21 protein-coding genes are annotated in these 26626 nt (G+C 61.5%); 11 read left to right on the forward strand and 10 right to left on the reverse strand.

Features of this window, described 5'->3' with window-relative positions; genetic code table 11:
• Nucleotides 1–591 precede the first annotated feature (591 nt).
• Entirely contained in the window at nucleotides 592–1170 is a 579-nt protein-coding gene (locus tag AAGA68_14455; protein ID MEM9386259.1) for a hypothetical protein, read from the forward strand.
• Between the two features lie 9 nt (nucleotides 1171–1179).
• Here AAGA68_14455 and AAGA68_14460 read toward each other — a convergent pair whose 3' ends face one another.
• On the reverse strand, nucleotides 1180–1812 hold the full coding sequence (locus AAGA68_14460; GenBank protein MEM9386260.1) for a GntR family transcriptional regulator: 633 nt from the start codon (nucleotides 1810–1812) through the stop codon (nucleotides 1180–1182).
• 214 nt (nucleotides 1813–2026) lie between these two features.
• Here AAGA68_14460 and AAGA68_14465 point away from each other — a divergent pair, with 214 nt between their 5' ends.
• Nucleotides 2027–4642 (forward strand): TonB-dependent receptor, encoded by a 2616-nt coding sequence (locus AAGA68_14465; protein MEM9386261.1) that lies wholly within the window; start codon nucleotides 2027–2029, stop codon nucleotides 4640–4642.
• A 295-nt stretch (nucleotides 4643–4937) separates the two neighbouring features.
• Here the strand turns inward: AAGA68_14465 and AAGA68_14470 are convergent, their stop codons facing one another.
• Nucleotides 4938–6134, reverse strand: a complete 1197-nt coding sequence (locus AAGA68_14470) for a TIGR03087 family PEP-CTERM/XrtA system glycosyltransferase (GenBank protein ID MEM9386262.1) — start codon at nucleotides 6132–6134, stop codon at nucleotides 4938–4940.
• Between the two features lie 14 nt (nucleotides 6135–6148).
• Nucleotides 6149–6979 (reverse strand): GNAT family N-acetyltransferase, encoded by an 831-nt coding sequence (locus AAGA68_14475; protein MEM9386263.1) that lies wholly within the window; start codon nucleotides 6977–6979, stop codon nucleotides 6149–6151.
• Between the two features lie 142 nt (nucleotides 6980–7121).
• Here AAGA68_14475 and AAGA68_14480 point away from each other — a divergent pair, with 142 nt between their 5' ends.
• The 4 genes from AAGA68_14480 (at nucleotide 7122) to AAGA68_14495 (ending at nucleotide 10425) form a co-directional block, all read left to right on the forward strand.
• Entirely contained in the window at nucleotides 7122–8270 is a 1149-nt protein-coding gene (locus AAGA68_14480) for a glycosyltransferase family 4 protein (protein ID MEM9386264.1), read from the forward strand.
• A 193-nt stretch (nucleotides 8271–8463) separates the two neighbouring features.
• On the forward strand, nucleotides 8464–9618 hold the full coding sequence (locus AAGA68_14485) for a hypothetical protein (GenBank protein MEM9386265.1): 1155 nt from the start codon (nucleotides 8464–8466) through the stop codon (nucleotides 9616–9618).
• Nucleotides 9619–9624: 6 nt separating this feature from the next.
• On the forward strand, nucleotides 9625–10017 hold the full coding sequence (locus tag AAGA68_14490; GenBank protein ID MEM9386266.1) for a twin-arginine translocation signal domain-containing protein: 393 nt from the start codon (nucleotides 9625–9627) through the stop codon (nucleotides 10015–10017).
• Nucleotides 10018–10200: 183 nt separating this feature from the next.
• Nucleotides 10201–10425 (forward strand): hypothetical protein, encoded by a 225-nt coding sequence (locus tag AAGA68_14495; protein ID MEM9386267.1) that lies wholly within the window; start codon nucleotides 10201–10203, stop codon nucleotides 10423–10425.
• A 142-nt stretch (nucleotides 10426–10567) separates the two neighbouring features.
• Here the strand turns inward: AAGA68_14495 and AAGA68_14500 are convergent, their stop codons facing one another.
• The 4 genes from AAGA68_14500 to AAGA68_14515 form a co-directional block, all read right to left on the reverse strand.
• Nucleotides 10568–12007 (reverse strand): arylsulfotransferase family protein, encoded by a 1440-nt coding sequence (locus AAGA68_14500; protein MEM9386268.1) that lies wholly within the window; start codon nucleotides 12005–12007, stop codon nucleotides 10568–10570.
• Nucleotides 12008–12171: 164 nt separating this feature from the next.
• The gene (locus AAGA68_14505; protein MEM9386269.1) at nucleotides 12172–12588 is read right to left on the reverse strand and encodes a GtrA family protein; all 417 of its coding nucleotides are present in this window, start codon (nucleotides 12586–12588) and stop codon (nucleotides 12172–12174) included.
• 12 nt (nucleotides 12589–12600) lie between these two features.
• Nucleotides 12601–13614, reverse strand: coding sequence for a glycosyltransferase family 2 protein (locus tag AAGA68_14510; protein MEM9386270.1), 1014 nt, complete (start codon nucleotides 13612–13614; stop codon nucleotides 12601–12603).
• Between the two features lie 52 nt (nucleotides 13615–13666).
• The gene (locus tag AAGA68_14515) at nucleotides 13667–16084 is read right to left on the reverse strand and encodes a hypothetical protein (GenBank protein MEM9386271.1); all 2418 of its coding nucleotides are present in this window, start codon (nucleotides 16082–16084) and stop codon (nucleotides 13667–13669) included.
• A gap of 411 nt (nucleotides 16085–16495) precedes the next feature.
• Between AAGA68_14515 and AAGA68_14520 the strand changes: the two genes are divergently transcribed.
• Nucleotides 16496–17170 (forward strand): tetratricopeptide repeat protein, encoded by a 675-nt coding sequence (locus tag AAGA68_14520; GenBank protein ID MEM9386272.1) that lies wholly within the window; start codon nucleotides 16496–16498, stop codon nucleotides 17168–17170.
• A gap of 208 nt (nucleotides 17171–17378) precedes the next feature.
• Here the strand turns inward: AAGA68_14520 and AAGA68_14525 are convergent, their stop codons facing one another.
• Nucleotides 17379–18383 (reverse strand): sulfotransferase, encoded by a 1005-nt coding sequence (locus AAGA68_14525; GenBank protein MEM9386273.1) that lies wholly within the window; start codon nucleotides 18381–18383, stop codon nucleotides 17379–17381.
• 371 nt (nucleotides 18384–18754) lie between these two features.
• Between AAGA68_14525 and AAGA68_14530 the strand changes: the two genes are divergently transcribed.
• Nucleotides 18755–20110, forward strand: coding sequence for a hypothetical protein (locus tag AAGA68_14530; GenBank protein ID MEM9386274.1), 1356 nt, complete (start codon nucleotides 18755–18757; stop codon nucleotides 20108–20110).
• A gap of 14 nt (nucleotides 20111–20124) precedes the next feature.
• On the opposite strand, the gene AAGA68_14535 is transcribed toward AAGA68_14530, so the two are convergent.
• Nucleotides 20125–21471, reverse strand: coding sequence for a putative O-glycosylation ligase, exosortase A system-associated (locus tag AAGA68_14535; protein MEM9386275.1), 1347 nt, complete (start codon nucleotides 21469–21471; stop codon nucleotides 20125–20127).
• 302 nt (nucleotides 21472–21773) lie between these two features.
• Here AAGA68_14535 and AAGA68_14540 point away from each other — a divergent pair, with 302 nt between their 5' ends.
• Nucleotides 21774–22712, forward strand: coding sequence for a sulfotransferase (locus tag AAGA68_14540; protein MEM9386276.1), 939 nt, complete (start codon nucleotides 21774–21776; stop codon nucleotides 22710–22712).
• A gap of 170 nt (nucleotides 22713–22882) precedes the next feature.
• The gene (locus AAGA68_14545; protein MEM9386277.1) at nucleotides 22883–23986 is read left to right on the forward strand and encodes a hypothetical protein; all 1104 of its coding nucleotides are present in this window, start codon (nucleotides 22883–22885) and stop codon (nucleotides 23984–23986) included.
• A gap of 39 nt (nucleotides 23987–24025) precedes the next feature.
• On the opposite strand, the gene AAGA68_14550 is transcribed toward AAGA68_14545, so the two are convergent.
• Nucleotides 24026–24994, reverse strand: coding sequence for a sulfotransferase (locus AAGA68_14550; protein ID MEM9386278.1), 969 nt, complete (start codon nucleotides 24992–24994; stop codon nucleotides 24026–24028).
• A gap of 170 nt (nucleotides 24995–25164) precedes the next feature.
• On the opposite strand from AAGA68_14550, the gene AAGA68_14555 reads away from it, so the two are divergent.
• Nucleotides 25165–26622 (forward strand): lipopolysaccharide biosynthesis protein, encoded by a 1458-nt coding sequence (locus tag AAGA68_14555; protein MEM9386279.1) that lies wholly within the window; start codon nucleotides 25165–25167, stop codon nucleotides 26620–26622.
• Nucleotides 26623–26626: the final 4 nt, after the last annotated feature.

The raw sequence follows: 26626 nt of genomic DNA on the forward strand, positions 1-26626 counted from the left end.
GAGGTCGCGCTTGGTGAGTTGGTAGTTGCGATCGTCCCAGCCGCCGAGTCGCTTCAGGGCGGGGTAGTCGACGGCGCGGTCGGCGCCGCGGGTGGCGTCGATGCTTTGAGCAAAGGAGAGGGCCGGCAGGAGCGCGAGGGCCGCCGCCAAGCACGTAGTGCGTAGGGTCATCACGAGGAGTTGTTCCTTCTCTGCTTGTCGTTCTGGTTGTGTGCAGGGCGAGGAGCGTTTACCACTGGCCCCGCGGCCAGCGATTGTCCCACAGTTCGCAAGATGAGATCTGGGGAGTCTGTCACTGAACTGTCGCTTCAACGTGGGGCGTCGATCGGGACACCGAGATAAGTTGCTACGGCTCGGCGCTTCGCTGGCGTGGCTTGTGTGATGCGCTGATCGAACTTTAGCGAATGGTTATGTTCGGTGGTAAGGTCGCGTGGTCTTGACCTAGTGTGAGGGTCGCGCACCTGCGCGCAGGGGAGTCAGGTTGGGAACCCGCGCCCATCACGGTATGTGGGAACATTTCTGACCGAATCAGGTCAACTCGTTGAAATCACGCGCGTTGTTACGTGCATAGGCTATCGGGCCGGAGGAAGAATGAAGGAAGTACGCACGGATGGGAACTGGCACCTGGCGCGGTGGGCATCGTGGCTCACTTTTGCCGCCCTATGCTGCGCCCCGCTGATCGCTAGCGCTGATCGCAGCGACCGCAAGCGAGCGGAGATCGACTTGAACGAGCGCTTGACGTTAGAGCGCTTGTTCGAGGAGAAGCCAGCAGCGAAGAGCTTATTCGACAACGCGGCGGGTTATGCCGTGTTCAATGTAGTCAAGGTGTCCCTGGTCGTCACCGGTGGCGGGGGGCAGGGCGTGGCCGTGGATCGATCAAGCGGCGAGCGTACCTACATGAACATGGGCACCGGGGGGCTCAATCTCGGGCTCGGGGGCAAGTCGTACAACATCGTGTTTCTGTTCCAAACCGCTGACAAGTACGCCAGTTTCATCGACAACGCTTGGAAAGGCGGCGTGTCAGCGGATGCGACTGCAGGTCGTGCCGGCGGTGATGTAGGTGCCGACTTCCACAATGGCGTGGCCTACTACCAACTCACCGATGCGGGCCTGATCCTGCAGGCCGACATCACGGGCACCAAGTACTGGCGCGCGAACAAGTTGAACTAGCACCGATGCTTAGGCGCCGAGGGTGGCGCGGGCCGCCCGAAGGTGGGCGGTCATGACACTTCGCGCCCAATCTGCATCGGCCGCCGCGCAGGCTTGCACCATCTCGGCATGATGTTGATTGCTGCGTACGATGTCCGCGTGGCTGTAGCGTTTCATCGTGCGCAGAATCATCGGCGTCTCGAGCAGGGAGTGCAGCAGGTCGCGTAGACGTGGGCTCTGCGCCGCGTCGATTAGGGTGTCGTGAAATTCGTGATTGGCCCGCAACAGCCCGTCGTAGTCCAGATGCTCCCCTTCGGCTAGTAGGGCGTCGATCCGTCCCACGCATCCGCGCAGCACCTCGAGGCGCGCCTCCGTCATCCGTTCCGCTGCCCGGGCCGCCGCATAGCCCTCGAGGAGCAATCGCAAGTCGAAGATCTCGGCCACCTCGCTCGCCGACCATTCCGCCACGTACGCTCCCCGATTGGGGATGTAGCGGACGAATCGTTCCGCATGCAGACGACGCAGAGCCTCGCGCACAGGCGTGCGGCTGACGCCCGTGATCTCAGCGATGCGCTGTTCTGGCAGATGCTCACCGGCCGCTAGCCGGCCGCTCAGAATCTCTTCCCGAATGCGCTCATAGGCCTTGTCGTTGGCTCTGCTCAATCGATTACCTCGCGCTCATGAAGGTCAGATTGTATACAGGTGAAGGCCAAAATCAGGGGCTTCAGGGGGCCTAACCCCCCAAAATTACGCCATATCGTATACATGGGCTGGGATGCGACGGGTATATTTCGATCATCGTTTCGTCATCAGTCCGCCGCGCTGGGCGCGGCAAGGACCGGGTGATATGGCTCATCGACCGATCGGGGGGAAAAGTATGAGTGTGAGGCGTTGTGTGTTGCCGGCGGTGCTCGCGGGCGTAACGGGCACTGGCTTGAGTGTGACGGGGACGCCAGCGGGCGCTCAGGGCATGGAAGAGGTCATTGTGACCGCCCGCCAACGCGAAGAGTCCCTCTCCGACGTGCCCGCGGCCATCACTGCGTTTACCGAGGCGGACATCAACAACGCTGGCATCAGGCGCGCAGAGGACTTCATCGCCCTCACGCCGGGGGTGACCTTGGTCAACACCGCGGAGGTCGGCGACACGCAGGTCAGCATCCGCGGCATCAACGGTACGCGTGACGGTGAGGCCAGCTTTGCCTTCATCGTCGACGGCATCCTCTACACCAACCCAAGCTCCTTCAACCGCGAGTTCGCTGACCTGGCCCAGATCGAAGTGCTGAAGGGCCCACAGGGTGCTCTGTATGGACGCAACGCGGGCGCGGGCGCCATCATTGTAACTACCAACGAGCCGGGCGACGAGTTCGAGGCGGGCGTGAAGGCAAGCGGTGGTGAGTTTGGCCTAGTGACCGGTTCGGCCTTCGCGAGCGGCGCGCTGAAGGAAGACAAGATCTTCGCTCGCATTGCAGCCGACTACCGTGACTTCGACGGTTTCTACTCGAACGATTTTACCGGCGATGACAGCTCCATCGACCGCTTCGAGAACTACAACTTCAACGGCCGGCTGATCTTCACACCTACCGATCGCCTTAAGCTAGACACCAAGTTCCGCTACGGTGAAGTGGATGCGGGTGCCATCGTGTTCAACGCCAGCTTCTTCCTCGCCGGCCTCGGCGGCGGCGAGCAGGGCAGCTTCGAGCAGGACGTCAATGAGCACGAGTTCCGCTTCGTCAACAACGTCGACTCGCAAAACGAGCAGGAGTCCACCGAGTTCTCCATGAAGCTCGACTACGAGGCCGATTGGGGCACCTTTACCGCCTGGGGTCTGTACAGCGACGTCGATCAGTTCTTCTTTGCCGACGGCACCAGCGGCGACTTCGGCTTTTTCACCGGCATCAGCGGCATAGGCACCCCGGACGCCAATCTCACGGCGGCGGAGCAGGCCTGTATCGACAGTGCCCAGGCCCTGAACGCCTCCGGCTTTGCCCTCAACGCGCCGGCGATCTTCGACAACGGCTTCGGCGGCGTGGTCGGCCTGCCCGGTGCAGGTGGCGGTGCGACCGTGTTCGGCCCCTACTCGCCGACCAGCTGTGACGGCACGCAGTACCAGATTCGCAACCAGGAAGACATCAGCTTCGAGATACGCTTTACCTCGAGCGCCGATCAAGCCCTGCGCTGGCAAGCGGGTGCCTACTTCCTGGACCTCGAGCGCGAGGTCGGTGTGAACCTTGGCGTGGACGATGGCAGCGGTGCGCCGCCGGCGGGGCTCATCATCCCCGGCAACACCGAGAGCCTGCTCTACGACCGCTTCGACACGCGCGTCTACGCTGCCTTCGGCAACATCGCCTACGACCTCAGCGACACGGTCGAGCTGGCCGTGGCCCTGCGCTACGACGTGGAAGACCGCGACGTGACCAACCTCGTTCCGGCGGATCTGCGCACGAGCTTTGTCGACCTAGATCCCACCGTGGCCCTACCGTTCTCAGGGCCCTTCAACGGGGGTTCGCCGCTGAACCCGGCGCTCGTGCAGTACGGCCCGAATAACAACGTTATTGGTTTCAACTCGAGCGTGCCCGATCGCAACGAGACCTTCGAGCAGCTGCAGCCCAAGGTCAGCCTGACCTGGGATGCCGCGCCAGGCCTCACGCTCTACAGCTCCTGGGGTGTGGGCTTCAAGAGCGGTGGCTTCAACAACCAGGGCAGCGCGGACTTCATCGACATCTTCTTCAACGATTTGTACATCGAACCGTCAGGCGGCACGCCCCTGTCGATCAGCGATGTGTTCGAGAAGGAGGTCAACAACTCCTTCGAGGTGGGTTTCAAGGCCAACCCGACCGATCGCCTCAGCCTCGAGGGTGCGGCCTACTACACGAACGTCGACGATATGCAGTTCTTCGAATTCTTCGTGGGCACCTTCGGCCTCCTGCGGGTGGTGACCAACATCGACGAGGTGGAGATTTTCGGCGGCGAGTTCGCGGCCACGTTCAACATCACCGACAACCTTAGCCTCTACGGCGGTATCGGCATCGTCGAGGGTGAGATCAAGGAGAATGCCAACCGGCCCGCGACCGTGGGCAACGAGGTGCCTTATGCGCCGGAGATCACTGCGAACGTGGGCCTGCAGCTGCTCCAGCCCCTCGGCAACGGCCTCTCCTTCTTCGGCCGGCTGGACTACAGCCACGTCGGGGACACCTATTTCCACACCCTCCAAGACGACGATGTTGTCCCGAATGTGTTTAGTGGTGTAGCGTTCGGGGGAGGGGTGTTCCCGCCGTCCAACCTGACATTCGCCAAGCGCGATGCGTACGGCCTGGTAAACTTACGAGCGGGACTACAGGGAGAGACGTGGTCAGTGACCGGGTTCATCAATAACCTGACCGACGAGAACTTCCTCAACGAGGTGATTCCTGCGCCGGAGTTCGGCGGCGCCTTCGTTAGCCCAGGGACTCTGCAGGCCTGGGGTGTGGAGGCGAGCTTCCGCTTCGGCCAGTAGCGATTTGCGAGCGAGAGTGCGAGTTACCGGATACGCGTTCATGCGTATCCGGTTTTTTTTACCCAGTGTTTGCCGCAGCGCAGCGCGCGCGATTGCTCGAGGCGATCTGATGAGGGCCGGGGATTTTTGAGTACATCATGTCTATTTTAGCGCCGCCCGCCGATGTCTAGGTGCCCCGGGAGCTCTTCACTCGCCAAGAGTGCGCCTAGGCAGTGAGCCGCCCGCTCGCGGCGTCCCTCGGTGCTACCGCGTTGCTTAGGAAGATGTTGTGTCTCTCCCGCTCTAGCCTTTTTCGCTAAGTCCGCCGGCTGTTCACGGTCTCGCCCACCAGCTCATCGAAGCGCTTCATCGCTGTGTCCCACGTGTGATGGCTGAGGACACGTTTGCGGCCCGCAATCGACAGGGCCTCGTGTCGCTCATCGGACTCGAGCAACAGTCCCACCTGATCGAGGTAGTCCTCGGGCGTGTCGGCCACCAACAGGTGCTTACCGACCTCGACGTCCACGCCTCGGGCGGCGATGGCGCTACACACCACGGGAACGCCCATGGCCATCGACTCGAGCAGCTTGTTCTGCGTGCCCCTAGCGATGGTCAGAGGCGCGACGCTTAGGCGCGAGCGGCCAACCCAGGGCCGCACGTCGGGCACGGAGCCGGTCACTTCCACGCCCTCCAGGGCGGCGAGCTTGCGCACATCGGCGGTCGGTTCGGCGCCCACGATCGCGAGCTGGAGTTGGGGGTAGCGCTCTTTCAACGCCGGCCAGACCTCAGCGCAGAAGTTCACCATCGCCTGGATGTTCGGGTAGTAGTCCATGCGCCCGACAAAGCAGATCTGGTGGCGATCGGTCTCCTCCATCGGGCTGAAGTACTCCGTATCTACACCGTTGACGAACCAGTCCGTGCGCGCACCCGTCTCGAAGCCGTCGAGGGTGGCGGTCTCCTCGGGAGTAGTGCAGGTGCTGAGTTCGAAGCGCGGGGCCAGGCGGCGTTCTGCGCGCTCCATCTTGCTGCCCTCTAGCCAGTAGCCAAGGTTGCGGGGGAACCTGTGATAGGAGGCGTAGGCAAGCCACTTCTGCGAATCCATGTCTGCGAAGTCGAGGATCTTCGGCACATCGTCGATGTCTGCCACGTAGTGCGCTACCGAGGAGCAGTGCACGATGATCAGATCCGGTCGTGGTTCGCCGCTCAGCTCCTCGCGCAGCAGCCTATGCAGCGTTGGGGAGTAGAAAAAACCCATGGAGGAAGGGACGGGCGTTGGCAGCCGGCTCAGCATGCGGACCACGGCGGGCACCTTGCTCACCTGCGCGGTGATCATCCGGCTGCAATAGGTCTCCATGCCCGCGCCCGCCTCTCGCTCTTCGTCTGATCGGTAGATCGTGGCGAGCACCACCTCATGCCCCTGCTCGTGGAGATGGCGGATCATGTGGAAGGAGCGGATCTTGGCGCCGCTTGCCGGTGGGTATGGGAAGCGATGGCAGATGTAGAGAATTTTCATAATTACCTATCAGTTCAGGTAGGTAAATTCATGGATGGCATGTTGGCTGAGGAGAAAGACACATGAAGGTAGGGGGCTTTCGATGAAAACATCATCTGCATCCCAAAGACGGTAAGGAAAATGGCGCTACCAAGCGCCTTTGCGCCCATACGCTCGTGGGAACGGATCGAGGGAGTGTTGAAGGCGGAGACACGGCTCACACTCCACTCATAGCCTCGCTCGCGCAGATACTCGTTGGCTGCGTCCCACAGGCAGACGAATCCAAGCCCCAGCCGGCGTTCGGGAATCACGTATACGTCGTAGTCCCACGCTGCCTTGTCGCCAGGCGTGGGCACGAAGCGACAGCGAACCTCGTCCTCTACGTAGGCGCCAAAGTGCAGCCAGATGTAGCCTAGGAATTGCCCTTCGTGGTCAGCGGCAAGGCAATGCGATCCCTCTCTCCAGCGAGTCTCGAGCACAGTGGCGCAGCGCGGGAACTGCTCGACGAGCGGGTCGTCCGGCAGGGCGCTGCGGATCGGGGCGAAACGTGCTCTGCGCTTTTGCGCTTTAGGGTCCTGCGGTGGAACGGCTTGGGCGAAGAACAGGTATCGGCGCAGCGATATGTGCCCACCCGTGGTGCCTTTGGCCAGACGCGCGAACAGATAGAGGCAACCGTTGAAAGCGCCGAAACGCGAGAATGTGGAGGTGAGTCGACGCAATAGTCTGCCGAGGGTGCGGAGAACGGGCGAGGGTGCTGACGGGGCCAGGCGCAGTGTAGCACTGCTCTTGAAATAGGGAGCGGTAGCCAGCGTGTGGTTCGACGCTGAGGTCCGTCGACCAATGCCGCTCGGATCGTACTCGTGCACTTGTGCGTCCTCGATCGTGTCGCTATGCTCCGACGCCCTCGGAGCGTCACTAACTTGGGCCTTCACAGTCGAGCAAGCGATCCCCCCGCAACATCTTCGTTGAAAGCCCCTGACCGCAGCACGCTAGGGCCTGATCTGCCGCATGAGAATCCTCTACCATCACCGGGTGGCCTCCAAGGACGGCCAGTTTGTGCACATAGACGAGCTCACTCGGGCCCTTCGCGAGCGGGGCCACGAGCTGATTATCGTGGGGCCGAACTTTAACGCGCAGAGCGACTTCGGGACCGACGGTGGCTTCGTCGACTGGCTAAAGCGCCACTTGCCCAAGGCGCTTTACGAATTCGCGGAGCTGAGCTACAGCCTCGTCGCCTACCGTAAGCTTGCTCGCGCCGTGCGCGAACACCAACCAGACTGCCTCTACGAGCGCTACAGCCTATTTCTTCCCGCTGGTATTTGGATACGGCGTCGGTATCGTTTGCCGATGCTCCTTGAGATCAATGCACCTCTTCGCGAAGAGCGGGCAAAGCACAGTGGCGGATTGGCCCTTCAGGGGCTGGCGCGCTGGAGTGAGCGCTACTGCTGGCGCCACGCTGATCGCACCTTGCCGGTGACCCAGGTACTTGCGGACATGGTGGTTAACGAAGGCGTCAGCGCGGAGCGCATTACTGTCGTCCCCAACGGCATCGATTGGGACAAGTTCGCTCACGTCCCTGGTCGAGAGCAGGCCAAGCGGGCTCTGGGCCTCGAAGGTCGCCTAGTCCTCGGTTTCACCGGGTTCGTCCGCGAATGGCACGGCCTCGACCGCGCAGTCGATCTGGTGTCGCGCTCACCAGAGCGACACCTGCTTGTGGTGGGCGATGGACCGGCCCGCGCGCAGATCGAGGCGCGTGCTCAAGAGCTCGAGGTGAGCGATCGCGTCACCGTCACCGGGGTGGTGGCGCGGCAGGATGTGGCGGGGTTCGTCGGGGCCTTCGATGTGGCCTTACAGCCCGATGTCGTTGCCTACGCATCGCCACTAAAACTCTTCGAGTACTTGGCGATGGGTTGCGCCGTGGTAGCGCCAAACACTTCGAACATCCGCGAGGTGCTCGTCCATGGCGATACGGGCTGGTTGTTCGACCCCGCGAAGCCAGACGACTTGCTGAATGCTGTGGAGACGCTTTGTGAGCAGCCGACACTACGCCAACGCCTGGGCGAGCGGGCGCGCGAGTGCATCGATGAGCGCGGGTTCACTTGGGCGCGAAACGCCGAGGTCGTGGAAGGGGTGTTTCGAGAGTTGGGGGTGAGTTGAGGTCTCGGCGAGGCGCGGCAACTTTTGAGGCAAGTCGTCAGCTCCGTTCGCGATGCGAGCGCGGCACTTGACCTCCGTCACGATTCGCACCGCCAAGACACGCTAACGTACGCCAGGATCTGGCTCGGACGTTACACGAGCTGATCAACTCATCAATACGGCTGCTCACAATAGATCGTTTGCGGAGGAACGCATGGCGGGTGTAGAGACATCCTTTTCGATTACCGTCGGTACGCTCCCGGACTGGTACCCGGACTGGCAGGCGCCCGGCGTAATCAGGGCGATCCCAAACTCCTCGCTGGACCAAGCAATCACGGACAACGGCTGGACTGAGCCGACGGACATCGTGGCCGGCGGAACCGGGTGGCCACGGGGGCTTTACTCCTTTAGCGGCGGCACCGTGGCCTATTTGGATGGCCAACCCTACCTTTGCGTGTGTGGGGGAGGTCACGCGACGCATGCGGACAACTCCATCTACGCTTTCGGGCCTCTGTTCGGCACGAACTCAAGCACCCCGCAGTGGCGCCGTTGGGGGGCGCAGTCCGCAAACGAGGATATCCTGACCTGCGTGGCTAGGAATGCGGACGGACGGCCGACGAGTCGCCATACGGTGGGAGACTTCAGCTTTGGGCTCGACCGGATCGTAATGCTCTGGTCGAACTCGCCCTACTGCGCAGACGGCGGGACCGTCGCCGACATAGATGTCTTCGATGTGGTGGCCGGGGAGTGGGATGCCGCGAAGGCCAGTCCGGTGACGCACTCGCCGCACGGGCTCTTTCCCGCGACGCACTCGATGTCGACTTTCCATCCGCATACGGGCTTGTTTTATGCCAAGGGCAAGGGCGCTCGCGATGACAGCTTCGGTGCTTATGACCCGATTAGTCGCACCTGGGCGGATATCGCCTTTTCCGGCGACGGCAGTCCCAACGACTGCGCCATCTGCACGATGGGACCGAGAGACTACCTGTTCTTTTTGAAGGAGACCGGTCGCAACGCAGGGCGCATCAATGTTCAGACCGGGGTTGGTGAGCTGTGGGGCGGCCCAGTGCCGACAAACACCAAGGCCGCAGTCGCATATGACACTCGTCAGGATAGGATCTACACGCCCACCACCGGGGTGACGGACGCGAATCAGAACATGCCGGCGGGCAGCAACACCGTTGCCTGGCTCGATGCAGGAGGGTCGGCGAGCACGCCGTGGGTGACGGAGACGTTTCACGGCGACACGCCGGATCAACAACGCACCGGTGGCACCTTTGGGCGGTGGAGCTACGTGCCGGAGCTCGCAGGCTTTGTGCTGAACAACGCGCACGATTCACAAATCTACTTCTACCGAACGTCGGAGTAAGCGCCCGTGTCCAAGACTTTGGAGAACGTCCGATCCGGACTCACTCGCCGCGAATTCGTGAAGACGACAGGACAGGCCCTCAGCGTCTGCGCAGTAGGTGGCGGCCTGTCGGTCACCCCGCCAGCGAAGGCGGCCTCGCTGCCCGTCTGGTCTCGAGTGCCCAATCAGACCTTTGCGGTTGGTCAACCGGTCATGATCGACTTGGCAGATTACGTTACGGATGCTGACGGAGACGCCCTGGAGTTCTCCATCGACCTACCTTTGCCGCCTGGCCTGACGCTCACCGGAAGCGTCATTAGTGGGACGCCTACGGCCCCCTCTCAGACCCAGCAGTACACGGTATCTGCTGACGATGGGACGCTCCAGCCGAAGGCTCCTGCCGGCGTATCGCTGGATTGACGACCGCTGGTGGCGGATCCAGGGCCTTGATGAGCGGCGCTGGAGTTTTCCCCTTTCGACTGAGAGAATGGTGCGGCAAGCGACGGAGAGTTCGCTTGATCTAACGCCGGCGTTTAAGAATAGTTCCAAAAAAAGGACCGGCCGCCCGACCCCGGGCGCGTCAGCTAAGGGAGGATAGCAGCAGTGGCTAAGGTGCTCGTTTCGTTGGCCTTCGGGCTCGCAGTTCTGTTCACGGGTAGCGCGGAAGCTTACATCGGTCCGGGCGCTGGGATCACGGCAATCGGATCCTTAGTGGCGCTGCTCGGCGCAGTTTGTCTGGCGATCGTCGGCTTCGTGTGGTACCCGCTGAAGCGCCTTCGTGCCCGGATGAAGGGGCGTGCGGAGCTTGCGGAAGCCGACCGCCAGTAATCCACCGCGTTGCCCAGTCACGACATCGGGCGCGTTCACGATAGTGGTTGTGAACGCCTTCTTCCCTAACTGTCGCGGCTTGGGAGAGCCCCGTATCGCGCAGCATCTGGCTTTGTGGGCTACGGCGGCGTCGTGCCGAGCCTCAGTCGGTCACAGCGTACTCGACTCCGAACAACTCAAATACAGCGGCAGTGGTGCCCCTCGCGGCTAGCGTTGGCACGTCCGAGACGTCGTGGATGCTGCGGAACTCGCGCAGCAACCGGCCATCCGCCAAGCGGATCTCAAAGGCGAGCCCATAGGAGGTAAACGTCGCGATCACGCGCGTCCTGTCCTTCGAAATCGATAGGTGTCCAACGGCCTTTTGAAACAGCTTTCGATGCCGGTCGAGGTGAGCTGCCGTTGGAAACACGGTTCGCTCGCTGCCGGTGGCGAGGTCAAGCTCCAAGACTCGCGAAGGACCACCGTCCCAGTTGCCCCCCTTGTTGTCGAACAGCAGATAGCGTGGCCCAGTGAGGTGCTGCACGCTGTGCTGCTGGCTGAAGCTACCTCTGATGACTCTCTTGATGCGGCCGTTGTTTGAATCAACGATTGCGAACGCACTCAAGTTACGCAGTGAGAGCACCCAATCGCCTGTCGTGATGTCCTCGACGGTTGGGTCAGTGTCTCGCACCACATCGATGAAATTCAGGTGCAGGGGATCGCAGGGATCGGTGGTTTGCTCCAACAAGCCCCGAAAGGGGGATTGCTCCAGCGCGGTCAAGATAGAGATCTCCTCGAGCACGTCACCCGCCGGATTCATCACTTGAACCGTGTCGTCGTAGGTTTTCGCGCTGCAGGGAAGCATGTACGAGTCCCTCGCGTGCCAGGCGAGTTCCACCGGAGTAGTTCTTACTCGGGCGGCGGGGATAAGCAGGTGATCTCCAACGCTGGGTGAGGGCCAGTGATGGCTGTAATCGAAGCGGTACCATCGAGGCTGACCGTCCGGCGCGATGCGGGCAACGCCGGTACCAAAGGGAAAGACCTGCGCGTCTTTGGTCCTGGCGAAGATCACTAGCAGGTCGCGTCCTGGGAGGAGCTTGGCGCTTACCGGGCGCATGTCTTGCGCGGGGTCGAACTGGAGGAACTCGTGCGGATGCTCGGTTGCTGAATTCGCTGCGAAGATCTCCTCCGGCCTGTAGGGATAAGCGTGCAGAACCTCTCCGGTGCCAGCCATGTGTACGGCGGCGCATCCTTGCTCCGGGCACAGCTCACGATACTGGTTGAGCCCGCCGAAAAAGAGGTAGGAGTCGTCCGGCGACGCGCTTGGGTCGGACTCGATACGCAGTTGAGACAGGTCCGCTACGTCATACTCGGAGAAACGCTGGAAGCTGGGGTGCTTGCGCTTCTCAAGCAGTGAAGCGAGCGAGCTTAGGGTATTGCGCGCGTCCCGGATGTGCTTGTACGGAAACACTTCCTCAGCACCGACGTAAACCCCAAGGAGGAACCCCAGGATAACCGGCGAGAGCATGAAGCCAACGAGGGGAAGGTGTTTGCCGATACCGGCTCCGGACGGCTTCTCGCGATTTCCATCTTGCGTGGTCACAGAGCCCCAGTCCTTGGTGGTGGGTGGGAGATGCTGGTGGACGTCAGCCCGCCAGCGGGCGGTACGCTACCCAATGGTCTGCGGGCAGTCAACGCTCACGAAGTGCGCCTGGTGACCTGCCGCGGGGCCGTGCGGTGGCACGATCTGCGCCCGAGAACCTGTGGCTACCGCGCTGTGCGCATGGCGAAGGCCCAGTACTTGCTCAACACAAACGTTGAGATGGGGACTAGGGTAGCCATCGGCGGTATCGCCGCGATGTAGGACCAAGCTAGGACGTCGGTGATCAGGTAGACGATCAGCGTGTTTAGGGAGAGCCCTACGAGCGCCACCGCGGCGAAGCGCCCTAGTGCCGCCGCCGGTTGCACATCGTGCTGGGCGAAGGTCCACCTCAGGTGGCCGAAGAATGAGACGCTGAACGCCGTTCCGAAGGCGGCAAAGTTCGCCAGCAAGGGTGTAAGCGAGGTGAGCTCGTTGAAGGCTGCGAAGGCTGCAACGTGGGTAAGCGTGGCCAGCCCACCGACCAGCGCGAACTTGATGTACTGGAGTAGAACTCGGGCGCGATCTCGCCAGCCGGTCGTCATGTCCACCTGGCCCTACGTGTTCCGGTCTGGATCCGAGCCAGCGTCATCCTCTACACCCCATCGCTCGCGCACAAGGTAGAGCGGCCTGCCCTTGACCTCGATGAATACTCGCGAGAGGTACTCACCTATTACGCCCATTCCGGTGAGAACCAAGCCGTTGAAGAACAGCGATACGGTGATCAATGACGCGTACCCTGGGACGTCCGCGCCGAGCAGTAGGGTCTTGATTACGATGTAAATCATGTACAGCAGTGCGAAGCCGGCGCATACGATTCCGAGGTAGCTCCACAGCTTCAACGGCAACGTGCTAAAGGAGACGATACCGTCGAGCGCGAAGTTCCAAAGTGGCCAGAATCGCCACTTTGTGGTGCCAGCGACGCGCGTGGGTCGAGTGTAGTAGACGGTCGTGTGGCGATAACCTACCCACGACAGGATGCCCTTCATGAAACGCGTGCGTTCTGGGAGTTGTCGCACGGCCTCGACGACGGCACGTGACATGAGGCGAAAGTCCCCCACATTCTCGGGGATCGGCGTATCGCTGATGCGGCCGATTGTGCGGTAGAACATTCGCGCGCTCCAGCGCTTCAGCGCGGAGTCACTGGCGCGATCTTTACGTGCGGCTAGAACGACGTCGTAGCCCTCCCGCCACCTTTGCACCATCTCGGTGATGACCTCTGGTGGATCCTGCAGATCCGCATCGATCGGTATCACCGCTCGCCCTCGCGCATGGTTGATCCCCGCTGTCAAGGCGATGTCCTTACCGAAGTTTCGAGTAAGGTCAACTATTTTAATAGCAGGGTTGGCCTGTCTAGCCGCAACCAGCATTGCGAGGGTTGTGTCACTGCTACCGTCGTTCACGCAGACGATCTCGTAGCTAGAGGAGAGCTCCTCGACGATGGGAACGACGCGCTCAAGGAAGGGCGGGATAGCCTGCTCTTCGTTGAACATCGGGGCAACGAGGCTGATTTCGATACCTGCAGCCGGGTCTTCGATCAGATTGGCGCGGCGGGCCTCAAGTGCAGTCATGAGAGATATCCTGATTTTCCAACGGCCAGACGACACATATTGCCTGCTCCTTCTATTGCGTGCCGGGCGGGGTGCGCTGTCGTGCCTGCAGTAGCGACACGCCCAGTCCGCCGGACAGCAAGACCAGGACGAAGGTCGAGACGCCTAGGGATCCAAGCTGCACGCGGCTCCAACCGTAGCGTAGCTCCAGGTTGTTCACTCCCGGTCGAGCAGGTACGACCGCGAAGTTGAGGGCGCTGGCAACGGCGGTGATCGGGACGCCGTCGCGTGACACCGTGAGTGTAGGGTGCCAAACGTGAGGCAAGCGTACGTAGCCTGCGTTTGAGGCCACGAACTCAATCTCCGCCCAGGTCTGGTGAACCTGGTGCTTGGAGACGGTTATGCTGGTGTCTGCATCAGTTGGCGGTGGGGCGAGCGCGGCGTCGGGTGCGTGACGTACGACGAGCTGTGAGGCGATACCGCGCTCCCGGTCGAGGGCCATCCGCTCGAGCAGCTCGTCCAGATACTCGTCCACGCGTATCGTCGCGTCACTCGCCGCGGCAAAGTCCTCATTCCAAAACGCGGGCTTATCCAGAGCTGAGGGATCTTGTACCGCGAGCTGGGGTGCGTAGGTCACCGCTGGTGCGGGGCCGACATCGATGTACGCGCCGAGCGTGGGGTGCTCAGCGTTGCTGACTACCGATGCTGGCAATCCCATCTGCCTTCCCGTGTCGTTCACGATCGTATGCACGTTCAACAGGGCCAGGAGAGTGCGGGTGTCCTCCGCTAAGGCACCGGTACTGCGCAGGTCGTGCTCGACGCGCTTTATCACCGCGCCGATGTAGTTGTGGGCGCGTGAGGCCGCGAGGTTGTGTGCACCCGTTAGCTGCTCGCTACGGTAGTAGGAGAGTATCCCCGCGCCGGGGCCGATCGAGGCGAAGAGTTCTCCGGATCCGCCCCACGTGCGTGTCTGCAAGACGCGACCGAGTGAGGGCGTGGCTTCGAGATGGCGTCCCGCATCGTCCAGGTAGGACTTATCGGTGCGGTTGTACGGTTGCAGTGCGGTGCTGCAGAGGTCCAGCACCACCAGCAGCGTAACCCCGGCGAGCAGTGGCGAACGCACGCCGAGCGTCCTTCGCAGGTGGTCTGCGGCGATGCCTACGAGGAACGCGTAGCCGAATAGAGTCGCCACCATGAATTTCACATGATGGCCGCGATCCGTGAGGGCGAAGGCGGTGCACAGCACGAGGCTGACGAGCAACCAGGTGCGCCCGTTACCCGCACTTGCGCGCGTAAAGGTCGCCACCACGGCGGCCCCCATGACTAGCAGGCCCGTTGCGCCCAGATAGCTGAGATGACCTGATGGCACTGGATTCCACAGCAAAAGCGCCTTCCACACGTCGGCGGAAGGTAGCGCCCAGCTGAACAAGTGAACGTCTTCGTACAGCATGACGGCCTCGCGCTCCAACAGAACGGGAACGATGGACACGAGCGCCAGGGCGATGCTCGCTACGGCGGAGGTGCTGAGCGGCACGATAACGCGCCAGCGCGCCGGGTGTGACGCCAGATAGACAAGCGAGTGCAAGATCATCAAAGACCCGAAGGCCTTAGCCATGGATTGGTGATGAACCAACAACAGGCCGTTTAGCAGCGTGAGTGAAAACCAAGTGATCGGGCGATACCGGTCCTGGGTCAGCAGCTGGGTAAGGAGGGTGAAGGTGAGGGGCATCAACAGGTAAGTGATGGCTTGCGGATGGTTGCCATCCATCAGCACCTGGTGAAGGTGGGACAGGGAGCCTGCGAACACCAGCGCGCCTAGGCAGGCCCCGAAGCGCCCTAGGGCGTGTTGGCGTAGGCACCAATAGAAGCATGCCCCGCTCGCAATGTGGGATATGAACAGAATCAGCTTCGTGGTCAGATTGGGGGCTCGCAGCAGCCAGTCGATCGCGCCGCCGAACACGAAATAGAAGGGGCCCGTGAACTCGAGAAAGCTAGACCCTGCGTAGGAATAGTTATTCCAAAGGGCGAACTCGCCGTCCGTCAGCGCATCGCGAAAATGCGCGATGCGCGCCACGTGGGACGAGTAGTCGCCGCCCACCAAGGCGCCAGGAGTGATCAATGAGTGGGCGAACCAGGTGAACAGGCCCAGCATGAGCAGTTTCAGGCCAGCGGGCGAGAGGCATTGCAGTGTGCGTGAGAGCTGACGCCCCCGAACTTCCCCAATGAGGATCAGAAGTGCCAGCGTGGTCGAGCTCGCCAGCAAGACGTAGTCGAGGACGTTGAACGAGCCCAGCAGCGCCCAAGGCAGCGAAGACAAATCACCGCCTGCGCGCGAATGCTCCAGATACACATACTTGAGTGGATCGACGGTGAACCAGGAGAGCAAGCAGAGTGAGAACACCGTGCCGACGAGCTGCAGTAGCACGTTGCTGCTGGCGCCGAGGACGTTAGCGTCGTCGACCGTTGATCGATCGAGGAGTGTCTGTAGCATTCAGTGCGAGGCTCCTGTCGATCCGTTGACACCACCGACGGTCGCGTCCAGCGGTACGCTTTCGCACGGGGGGGAGCGGTGAAGGAACCGCCTCGACGTTGGGCCTGTCCGGGCCTGTGGGTGGCTGTACGGCGTAGCGTTTAGGTGGTCGTTATGCACGCAATCTGCACCTCGGGAGCATAATCCGGTCGGCGTGGATAGGCAGTGACGACCGTCACTGTTTTGCGCGGGGCTCTCGCATCGATCTCAGGGGAACCTTTCGCGGCCGAACCCGGTCGACAGCGGTAGCTGCGTTGTATCGTGCTGCGGCGCGAAGATAGTACACTAAACGCTACGGCGCAGGTGTGGTCGTGGGGCACCTTGAGAGGTGTCACCTTTCACGTACAGCGGCACCAGAAGGAGGGTATCTACATGGGAACTGCAGTAACGTTCGTAGCGCGCAGTCGCGCACTGATCGTGGCGTCTTTGTTCGCGATCGCGCTGCCAAGCTGGGCGGCCCTGCCTTACGAGTGTGGGAAGCTGCAGAATCCGTACGGGCCCTACGACTACACCAACCCGATTCACAAGCGCGACAAGCTCGAGATCGTGGAGATTCACCATTTTCAACGATTCGTCGAGGCGCTGCAGATCGACCATCGCGGTCGACCCCCTGGGGGCGGCATAGACTACACCCTGCGCGCCTTCCCAAATCATCACCGGGCGCTTTTTGCCCTGGCGCAACTGCAGAGTCTGCATACGGGGGTCGGCCTGCCGCACGGACTGAAATGGCCCACCTACTGCTATTACGAACGAGCGATCGCCTTCGCTCCAGAGGACGCCAACGCGCATCTGCTGTACGGGATTTACCTCACCAAAAACGGTGGCAGCTTCGAAGAAGCTCGGGGGCACTACGAGCGTGCCGTGGCCATGCAACCTGACTCCGCTGAGACGCACTACAACTACGGCCTGGCCCTGGCTGACGCGAACCAGTACGACGCAGCGTTGGAGCACGCCCAGCGCGCCTATGAAATCGGCTATCCGCTAATGGGTTTACGCGACAAGCTGGTGCGTGCAGGAGTGTGGCGTGAGCAGCGAGTCGAGGAGTGAGCCGCCCGCGTCCGGTTGCCCTGCCTTCGCCCCGGAATCAGCGCGTACCTAGTGTCCTGCCCCCCAAGTTCGTTGAAGAATTCGCGGGTACTTTTTGCCCCCAGGCACTTTGCTCCTCCTCCCGTGGGGCCTGCCACGCTCGTCCTCGCGCCGCGCCTAGGAACAGAAAGCCCCGTGCGACTTTTCAACGAACTTACGGGACAGCACACTAGGAGGTACGCGATTCGGATTGGGTTAGAGGGTCGCTGCCCTCAAGGAACAACTTCCCGGGCAACGAGTCCTCCACGATCGATCGGATCGTTTGGATCTGGGCGTGTTCGAGCTGATTGCGCCACTTCTCTAGCTCTCGGCTCGTGTCGCGCACGATCGAGTAATAGTCTGAGGACTCCTTCTCCTGGGTGGTGCTGGCGCTGACAAACTGCTCAGTCTGTGGTTGCCAATCGAGGCCGAGGAAGTCCAGCACCTGCCGTGCCTGCTGCGCAGGTGCAATACACAGATCCTCGTAGCGCAGTACTTTGACACGCTGATTCGCAGCGCAATCCTCGAGCGCTTTCTCGTTGAAGATCGTCCACACCCATGCCAGGCGTTCAAGCACTGACATCGCGTCAATCTCGGCGCTGCCGATGCCGCGACGCTCCGCTTGTTCGGCCTGAGGAAGGCCGGCCCCGACGCTCTTCCAATCGCTGCTGACCTTCGGCTGGCGCAGGCGCGATGCTACATATCCGCATGGGTGGCGGATGATGATGATGAACTTCGCGCCGGGATGGGATTGAAGCAGGAGGTTGATCCGACCCAGCGAGCTGACTGACTTAATTAGGCAGAGGGGCAGGGCGCCGTCGAGGGAAGTGAAGTCCGGGATTGCTAGGCGATAGGCAAGCTCGCCAATCGGCAGGCGCTCTAGGGCGCGTAGGCAGTAGATTAGGCTCTCGCGCGTCTGCGCTTGGAGCCCGCTCAGGTAGTTCTTGCGGAAATACGGTCTGACGCCTGTTGCGCGAACATGGCGTGTGTGTGCGTAGCGTCGTAAGGACGCTTTGGCAATGTCTACGTGGCGCGCCACCTCATCCTGGCGGCAAAACAGCGGCAGGCTCGGGCCGGTCTGGGGAATGTCCGGTTCATGGCGGTAGAGCACATCGGGATGGCTGTCGATTATCTTGGCTAACCAAGTGGTGCCCGACCTGGAGGCCCCAAGGACGAAGGCGAGGTTGTTGTTCAAGGTTGTCTATTCCCTTTCCGCTCGACGGCTGCCTGAGAGCGCTCGTACCGCGCCTGGCGGAACATACTACAGGTAGGTCCTGGGAGGCGGGGCATGGACCGCAGCGATGGGCAGCCGGTGCACAGGCTCGGTCGTCGGCCAATTCATCGACGCGATCGTACCCCTGTGCTACGGTGCGCGCGTCGGTCGGGTGGGTGTTGCGGATTCGCGACGATTCGACTGACGCCTGGCACCCATTCCATCGTAGGGAGCCGTCACCGAAGCGCCCTGGCAACCAGTGGGAGCGTGGGGTATCGGACGGCTGATAGGCGGCCACGGCCCGCCGCCGGCGAACTACGTGCTTCCCGACCCAGCCCCGAGAGCTTTCTCACATGCTGATACAGAGCCCTTCCGCAAAAGACGTGGTGCAGCGTCGATTTCTGGCTACCAGTGCTCTCACGTGCCTCCTCAGCTTGGGGCACGCCGCGTTGGCACAAGGCCTGTTCGTGACGCTTCCGGATTGGAACGACGAGGACAGTGCGTACCGCGATCCCGCTCGCGGACTTACCGTGGACGCAGGCTTTTTTGAGCATATTGAGGGCGGCAACTACTCGGACACGGCACTCGCTACCTTTGGTGGGCTCGACTACATCACCAATACGGAGATGCACGAAATTACGGAGGGAGACGACCTATGGACGGCCTACCACATGTGGAAGCGCCTCGATGGTGTTCGTCCTACCACTGTTTGGCGTCAGCGTATGGAGAACCTGAAGACCTTCTTCGTCGAGTCTTACGTCGACGAGCTGACGGGGCCAGGCCGCGAGACCGAGAATAACTACGACCATCTCTACGGATGGGGCCTGTGCGACTGGTACAAGACGGAAGCAGACGGGGAGCCGGACGGAGGCGCAGCGGCGCTCGCAGCCATCGACGGTATCGTTGCCGCCATGGTCAGCTGGAATCCAGGTTTCAGCGCCAACTCGCCCGGAGACCAGCTACTGGATCGGGGTAACGGTTCCCGCCGCTGGGCGCGACAGCTTCGCTTCGCCGTGTGTGCGAGTGAGGTTTCACCCACGGCGTCCAATCTCGCTTGGCGCGATCAAGTTGTCGATATGGTGCTGCAGGCGCCCGACTTCGATGCGACCTATGGCATGTATTTCAACGGCAGCGGGCCCACTGGCTCGAACGGCTTCGACTACGCCGCTGGCGACCGCATCGCGAATACCTTTCACATGGGGATTTGGATGGACTCGCTGTGGCACGCCTGGCGTGTGCTCAATGGCGAGAACGACCCGCGAGCCGAGACTTTGCGAGAGCGTTTGGTCTCGATGGCGACTTACTACCGTGACTTCGGTCCGGATCCGGACGGGCGGGTGCCGCTGCTGACGGGACTCAACATCAATACGGGCGTGCGCCTGGATACGAGCGCAAGCGGCTACGGCACTCAAAACGTCTACACCCTATCGTCGATCAACGGCCTGGTGTTCGCCTACAAGTTCACCGGGGAGGGCAGCTATCTAGAGGCGGCTTGGGCACGTTGGGGGTTCATCCAGGAGTTCCGCTACGGCCCGGCGACCGTGGGACACTACACAGACTCGCTGCTCGCCTCCGCCACTGGATTCAGGTTCCTAGCGCAAAATAGGGGCGAGCTTCAGTACACCTATGCGTTGTTCGAAAACGCGGGGCAACCGATTGTCCTGGGTCCCGCGCCAAAACCGCCCACGGAATTCAGAGTGGTCGAGTGAGCTGCTTGCCGGAGCTAGGTCTTTGCGACTCGCGCCACCTGTGGGCGGGGCGGTGCGCTAGGGGCCACGGGCTGTTGCCGCGCGGTGCGCTTACTAACTTCAGCTCTACTCGTTGGACTTGGAATCGTCGCCAATTGCTCGTCGACAACGATCTTGATCAGCAACAGCACGGCGATCAGGTGGTAGTACAGGTCGAAGTACGCGAGCCCGAGGAAGGCGCCGCCCGTCGCGTAGGCCACCAAGCTCGTTTTGACTGCTGTCGCTAGGTCGTAGGCCCAACTTAAGTCGGGGTTACCTTTGGTAAGACGCTTGATTCGCGATCCCTCGCCTTGGGCCATGAACATGAGCGCCAAGAAGAGCGCAAGGCCGATGAATCCCTGTTCCCCGAGCGCCTCGAAATAGATGCTGTGCATGTCATGGGGCTTGTGGCCGGGCTGGTAGCGCTCAAAGAGCTCTGCACTCATCATCTGAAAGCCCCCGCCGACAAGAGGGTTATCAGCGGCCACGCCATAGGCCACTTGCCATGCGCGAATTCGACCCATGGCGGACTCTTCTTGATCGAAGTTCTGGATCGACTGGATGCGCTCGGTGTACTGCTCCGGCATGAAGGCTAGCAAGCCGACGCCCAGTACTAGCAGTATCGGAGCCAGCTTGAACTTGTGCCGTGAGTGGAGCACGAGATAAGCGGCCACGGACCCCGCGGCCAAGAAGGCCCCTCGAGAGTAGGTGCTCAGTACGGCCACGGAAGTAAATAGCATCGAGGCGAGCAGGGCGTAACGGATGACCTTTCGTTCGCTGTGGATAAACAAAAACAGCATCAGCGGTAGGATCATCAACAGCGTTAGCCCGAGCGGGTTCGTGCCCGAGAAGAAGGTTTGCGGCGGTCCCCAAACGCGGTAAGCGCCGCCCGTCGCGATCGCGAACATGCCTCCCTTTACCCCGTAGTAGCCGATCGAGATCACCAGCATCCAGATCAGCGCGATGATCTTCTCACGGCTCTGCATGAGCATGATCGTGATCATCGTCATGAACTGAATCTTCATCGACCTGGCCCACTCCCACTGGGCGGATTCTGGTTCGATGGCGAACTGGGTGGTGACGCTCATCCAGAGAATCCAAAGGAACCAAACGATCGTAATCGGTTTGAGGGGGATTCCCTTGCGCTCCTTGCTGAACAACATCGCCAGCAGCGTCGTGCCGGAGATCATGGCGGCGAAGGGCATGTTGTAGGCAAAGCCCCACGACAGACGGTGAGGGTTCATGTAGCTGATCCAGCAATACATGAGAATGCCCAGGTTCGCTCGGGACAGGATCATGGGCAGCGACGCGACGACGATGAGCGTTATCGCGAGATCTCTCATGGCAGCTGATCGATTAGTTGGCTTGTCGTCGACATGCTTGCTCTTCCGTGACGCTGCGAAGCGTCGGCCCCAGCGGCTGCCCGGCGGTGGCTTCGAGCCGGGCGCGAGAGTTGTTCGCAGCGGGCGCCACTTGGACGTACGGGGCGCGGAGTCACCGGCTGCAGTGCGGGGATGCTGGCATACGTAAAGTGTGGGAAGCAAGGCACAGGTTCGCAAGATGGCTGGTGGTATGATCCGGCCCTTTCGGACGGTCCGCCTACCACGCCAGGCGGGTAACCGCCAGTTTTGCATGCGAGGAGCTAATGGAGCCGAGCGGGAAGGAGTTGGCGTTCGTCGTGGGCCACTACAAGGCGGGCAGCACCTGGCTGCTCAGGTTGCTGTGTCTTCATCCTCAGATCCGCGGCCTGGCGGAGACACACATTTTTCACCACGTTCAGCGCTCACCCGACCTTGACGCGTGTTCTGAGATTCTGTTCGAAGGGGGAGTCCCCTGGAGCGCCGGTGGCCAACGGCGCTGGGTCATGCATCGCGTGGAGCGTCTAGGTGCGTGGCTGTTGCGACCCCACGCGCGCATCCCGGGGCGCGATAGGCCTTCGACGCTACTGGACATGGGGTACCTCGCGGGGCTCGGGTTGCGCCGAGAACTTGCCCGTGCAGATGAGGCTGCCGCTTACGTGCGCACCTTCTTCGCGCACGTCCACGGCCGTCTTAAGCCCCCTGCTTACCTCTTGGAGAAGACGCCGCGAAACATCCGCTATGTGCCGTTTATCCGAGAGATCTTCCCGCAAGCCAAGCTGCTCGCTATGTACCGAGACGGGCGCGATGTCTGTGTGTCAGACCGCTTCTTCCGCGCACGGCGCGGAGAGGATTGGTCCCTGGAAGCCAGTGCTCAACGTTGGCACGATGACATGGTGGCTCAGGGTCATTACGGACGCGACTACGGGCTATATGCGATCTCCTACGAGTCTCTGCATGAGGATCCGCAGCCGGTGGTGACCGGGGTGTTGGAGTTTCTTGGCCTCGATGCGGAGCGAGCGTTGGTAAAACGACTCGTGGAACGTGCGTCGTTCGAGTCCACTACCGGTCGGAAGCGCGGCGCAGAGCAGCGCAAGAGCTTCAACAGAAAGGGTGTGGTGGGAGACTGGCACAATCACTTTAGTGACGGTGATCGAGAGACTTTCAAGCGTGTAGCAAACGCCTCGCTGCTCAGTCTCGGCTATGAAGAGGATCCTGACTGGTAGGTCGGCGTCGGGACCTCACGATTCGCGTGGGATGTGGTGCAAGGGAGCGATTGATCATGTCTTGGTTGGCTAGAGCATTGCTCGTCGTCGCGATTTTCGGTTGCGGGGTACTTGTGGGCGCCTCTGGTCGACCGTCTCCCGCAGCTCTTTGGTCTGACGCCGCGGTGCCCATGCTACTCGCCTCCGCGCCGCCGCCGATGGAGCCAGCGCCAACTCCAAGCCTTTCCGGCGTCGTCGAGGTGGAGACCGTCGATTTCTCGCCGCAGATCGCAATCCCCGACTTCTCGACCGATAAGGGGCGTGTTTGGCGCGTGTGCGAGGGATGTGAGCACACCTCGCTCTCGCAGGCCTTGGCCACGGCGCAAGACGGCGACACGATCCGCCTAGCTCCTGGTCTTTACACGGACTGCGTAAAGGTCATCAAGAAGAGCATCGCGATCGTTGGGGAGATCGGCGAGGACGGGACTCGGGCAACCTTCAACCGCGCCTGTGCGGGGAAGGCGGCGTTCAATCTCGCCGGTGCCTTCGCCCGCCTCGAAGGCATTCAGGTGCAGGACATTGCCGTGGCGGATCGCAACGGAGCCTGCGTGCGCTTACAGCCACGCGGCGAGGCGAGCCTGGTTGTGCACTTGCGCAACATCATTTGTGTTCGAAGCGAGAACGGCGTGCTGGGAGGGGCCGGGCCGAGCGGCGCCTTGATCGTCGAGTCCTCACTCTTCGTTGGCAATGGCAAGGAAGGCCGGGCCCACGGCATCTATATGGGGAACGGACGTGAGTTCGTCTTTCGCGACAGCGTCGTCCACTCCACAAAGGACGGTGGCCACAGCCTGAAGATCGGTGCGCAGCGCGCGCTGATCGTCTCTTCCATCGTGGCTGCGCTGGACGGTGACAACTCGCGTGCGATCGACTTCTTCGGCGGCGGTGTCCTGTACGTCAACGATAGCGTGTTGCAGCAGGGGCCTCGCTCCGACAACCACGATATGATCGGGTTGTTGAACGAGGTGCGGCGTATGAACCGGGGAGTACCACACGCCGTTTACGTGCGCGACAGCTGGCTCATCTATGACGATGAGAATCGTTGCTGCCGCTGGCTGCTTTCCGGTCGTAAGTCCGGTGATATCCTCTTCGAGGGCAACCGGATGGTGGCGATAAACGGCAGCCGGCTGACTGGGTACGAAACTCGTGACAACAAGCGGGTCGGCAATAGGGCAGCGGCTGGGTTAGCTGCCTATGACGCCACGCTTGAAGCACTGCCCAAGCCTGCCGCCTGGTAAATCCCTCGCCAATGCTGCACTCGAGCAAAGGTCACTCGACTAGCTATCGAGGTAGTGAGCGATAACCTCACTCATCGAGTGGGTTGGACGAGAGCTACGAAATTTATTCAGCACGCGCTCGACTGCCCTTCGATCTTCAGGCCGCAGCTCTCGCTTCCACCGCTCGTCCAGCTTGATCTCGCCGCCTCGAAAACGCATGGTGTTGCCGAGCACATGATGCTCGCCGGCTTTGAAGTCGCCGTCGAAGGGATGGGGCGTGAGTCCAGCGAACTCGTGGATGCGGCGCAGCTCGGCGTCTGTGTCCTCGCACAGCGTCTCGTAGTGGACGAGTAGTGAGTCCGAAGCCTCAGCGGCAATCCGTGCGATGTCCGTTTGCCGGCGAAGCCACTGGCGGGCACTCAGCTCGGCATCCCAGCCCGCATGGTTCATCATCGACAGGGAGGTTCCGCGGGGGTCGCGCACCAAGTGCAGGCTGCGCAGACTGAGCTGCGGGATGGCTGCCAGGTAACGAAGCCGGTATGGGTCCTGAGAATTGTCTAGGAAGACCTCCGCCTTGCCCCAGGCTAGAGCCGCCTGCGTAAAGGTGACATTGGCTAGGTTTGTGGTGGCGATGCGCCGCTTCCAGGCGGGCACCAGGTTCACCAACCGGTCCCTGGCGCCTTCCACGGCGCTTGACTGCATTCTCAGCACGGCGCCGGTTAGTAGGCGGTTTATTCGATCGTCGGCGTGTAGGCGGTAGCCTGTGCCGAAGTCTCGGAAGTCGAACGGTAGCTCGTGCTTTGCGAAGGCCTCGGACACGCTGTTGTAGAAAGGGCACGTCTGCAGCGGTTCCCCGCAGGAGCAGCGAAAATCCTCATCCGCTGCAAACTTCCAGCCGGTCATGTGACCGACCGTGGCGACCCCCGGGTGCGTGTTCAGAATAAAGGCGGAGAGCGTTGAGCCTGAAAACTGAGAGGAACAAAGGTATAGGAAGGGGAGCACCCGCTTCTCCGCTGGAGCCGTGGCCAAGGCCGCGATGCTTGCATACGCTGTGGTTGTAGGCAAGGGACGGGTAGCCATGCTGACGGTGGCCTCCCGGCAACTTGGCGCGACCCAATCCAGGCCTCTGAGCAGTCGTGATCGTTAGCATCGCTGATTGCCGTTCCCGCAGGTAGACTCGCCACTTTTGGCCTCAACATATGAGCGAATCGAAGCAGCAGAACGTCGGCGCGAAGGTCGTTAGTGGCTTCCGCTGGCTGGCTCTAGGGCGTCTGGCTAGCCAGGCTGGCACTTGGGTAGTCACCCTAGTAGTCATTCGGCTCCTGGCACCAGAAGACTACGGCCTCATGGCCATGGCGACGATGGTCATTGGCTTCTTTGCCCTGTTCGAGGAGTTCGGCATGGGGGCCGCTCTGACACAGCGCTCCGAGCTGGAAGAGGGTGTCGCGGGCAAGGTGTTCGGTGTGGTGATCACGACCAACGCTTGCGCGGCGCTGGTGCTGTTGGCAATTGCCGCTCCGGTCGCGCGGTTCTTTGAAGAGCCGCGGTTGGTAGACATCATTCATGTGTTAACTCTGAGGTTTCCGCTTCTCGCCCTGATTTCCGTCCCCCAAGCTATGTTGGCGAGGCGGATGCAATTCAAGCGTAAGGCGACCGTGGAGTTTCTGGCGATGATCACGGGGAGTCTGGTCTCGCTAGGGCTAGCGCTTTCCGGCGCAGGAGTGTGGGCGCTCGTCTGGGGATCGGTCGGTGCCACAATCGTGAGGGCGACTGGCATGAACCTGGCCGTCCGCTTCTTCGAGATGCCTCGTTTCAGCTTGCGAGGGATGCGTGAGGTGGTGACCTTTGGTGGTCAGCTCACTGTCAACCGCATTCTCTGGTACTTCTACGCGCAGGCGGATGTGTTCGTCATCGGTCGCCTGCTCGGGAAGGAAGTTCTCGGCGTCTACGCGGTGGCCATGCAGCTCGCGAAGCTCCCGATGCAGAAGCTCGGCGCGATCGTGAATGAAGTTGGCTTCGCAGGGTTCTCGCGCTTGCAGTCAGACCGGGAGGAGATTGCTAGGCAGTTCGTACGCGCCGCCTCGCTGATTAGCGTCTTCGCGTTTCCCGTGTTCTTCGGAATCTCTTCTGTGGCGCCGGAGCTGGTGCTGGTAGTGTTGGGGCCGGGTTGGACGGATGCCATCCTGCCGTTGCAGCTGTTGAGTTTGGTTTGCCCAATCCGCATGCTCAACCAGGTATTGAATTCAGCTCTCCTCGGTGTGGGGCGAGCGGATCTGTGCCTTCGCAACACCGTGGTACTCGCCGTCGTACTGCCCCTAGGATTTGTGTTCGGTGCTCGTTACGGGCTGGCCGGCGTGTGCTGGGTCTGGTTGCTCGGCTTTAGTCTCTGCTTCGGGGTGATCTTGCTGTGGTCTCTGCCGGTGCTCGGGGTAGCCGTCATGCGCTACCTTGGCGCAACCATGGGCGTCGGACTTAGCGCGACCGCTATGTGGGGCAGCGTCACCCTCGCACGCGAGGGCGCTGAAGCCGCTGGCTTCAATGCGGGGTTAATGCTGCTCCTTGCACTCGTCGTCACGGGCGCGGCGGCATTTGCGCTGCTGGCGTTCACGCTGCACAGGAGTTCTGTCGACCTCGTGCTGCGTCTTGTTCGTCGCTAGCTCG

Source organism: Pseudomonadota bacterium (genome assembly GCA_039193195.1).
Lineage (GTDB): Bacteria > Pseudomonadota > Gammaproteobacteria > Steroidobacterales > JBCBZW01 > JBCBZW01.

What these genes read in the sequence shown, in the direction of transcription:
- AAGA68_14455 (MEM9386259.1), top strand. Translation starts at nt 592, where the DNA reads ATGAAGGAAGTACGCACGGATGGGAACTGGCACCTGGCGCGGTGGGCA.
- AAGA68_14465 (MEM9386261.1), top strand. Translation starts at nt 2,027, where the DNA reads ATGAGTGTGAGGCGTTGTGTGTTGCCGGCGGTGCTCGCGGGCGTAACG.
- AAGA68_14470 (MEM9386262.1), bottom strand. Translation starts at nt 6,134, where the DNA reads ATGAAAATTCTCTACATCTGCCATCGCTTCCCATACCCACCGGCAAGC.
- AAGA68_14480 (MEM9386264.1), top strand. Translation starts at nt 7,122, where the DNA reads ATGAGAATCCTCTACCATCACCGGGTGGCCTCCAAGGACGGCCAGTTT.
- AAGA68_14485 (MEM9386265.1), top strand. Translation starts at nt 8,464, where the DNA reads ATGGCGGGTGTAGAGACATCCTTTTCGATTACCGTCGGTACGCTCCCG.
- AAGA68_14505 (MEM9386269.1), bottom strand. Translation starts at nt 12,588, where the DNA reads ATGACGACCGGCTGGCGAGATCGCGCCCGAGTTCTACTCCAGTACATC.
- AAGA68_14510 (MEM9386270.1), bottom strand. Translation starts at nt 13,614, where the DNA reads ATGACTGCACTTGAGGCCCGCCGCGCCAATCTGATCGAAGACCCGGCT.
- AAGA68_14515 (MEM9386271.1), bottom strand. Translation starts at nt 16,084, where the DNA reads ATGCTACAGACACTCCTCGATCGATCAACGGTCGACGACGCTAACGTC.
- AAGA68_14520 (MEM9386272.1), top strand. Translation starts at nt 16,496, where the DNA reads ATGGGAACTGCAGTAACGTTCGTAGCGCGCAGTCGCGCACTGATCGTG.
- AAGA68_14530 (MEM9386274.1), top strand. Translation starts at nt 18,755, where the DNA reads ATGCTGATACAGAGCCCTTCCGCAAAAGACGTGGTGCAGCGTCGATTT.
- AAGA68_14535 (MEM9386275.1), bottom strand. Translation starts at nt 21,471, where the DNA reads ATGAGAGATCTCGCGATAACGCTCATCGTCGTCGCGTCGCTGCCCATG.
- AAGA68_14540 (MEM9386276.1), top strand. Translation starts at nt 21,774, where the DNA reads ATGGAGCCGAGCGGGAAGGAGTTGGCGTTCGTCGTGGGCCACTACAAG.
- AAGA68_14545 (MEM9386277.1), top strand. Translation starts at nt 22,883, where the DNA reads ATGCTACTCGCCTCCGCGCCGCCGCCGATGGAGCCAGCGCCAACTCCA.
- AAGA68_14555 (MEM9386279.1), top strand. Translation starts at nt 25,165, where the DNA reads ATGAGCGAATCGAAGCAGCAGAACGTCGGCGCGAAGGTCGTTAGTGGC.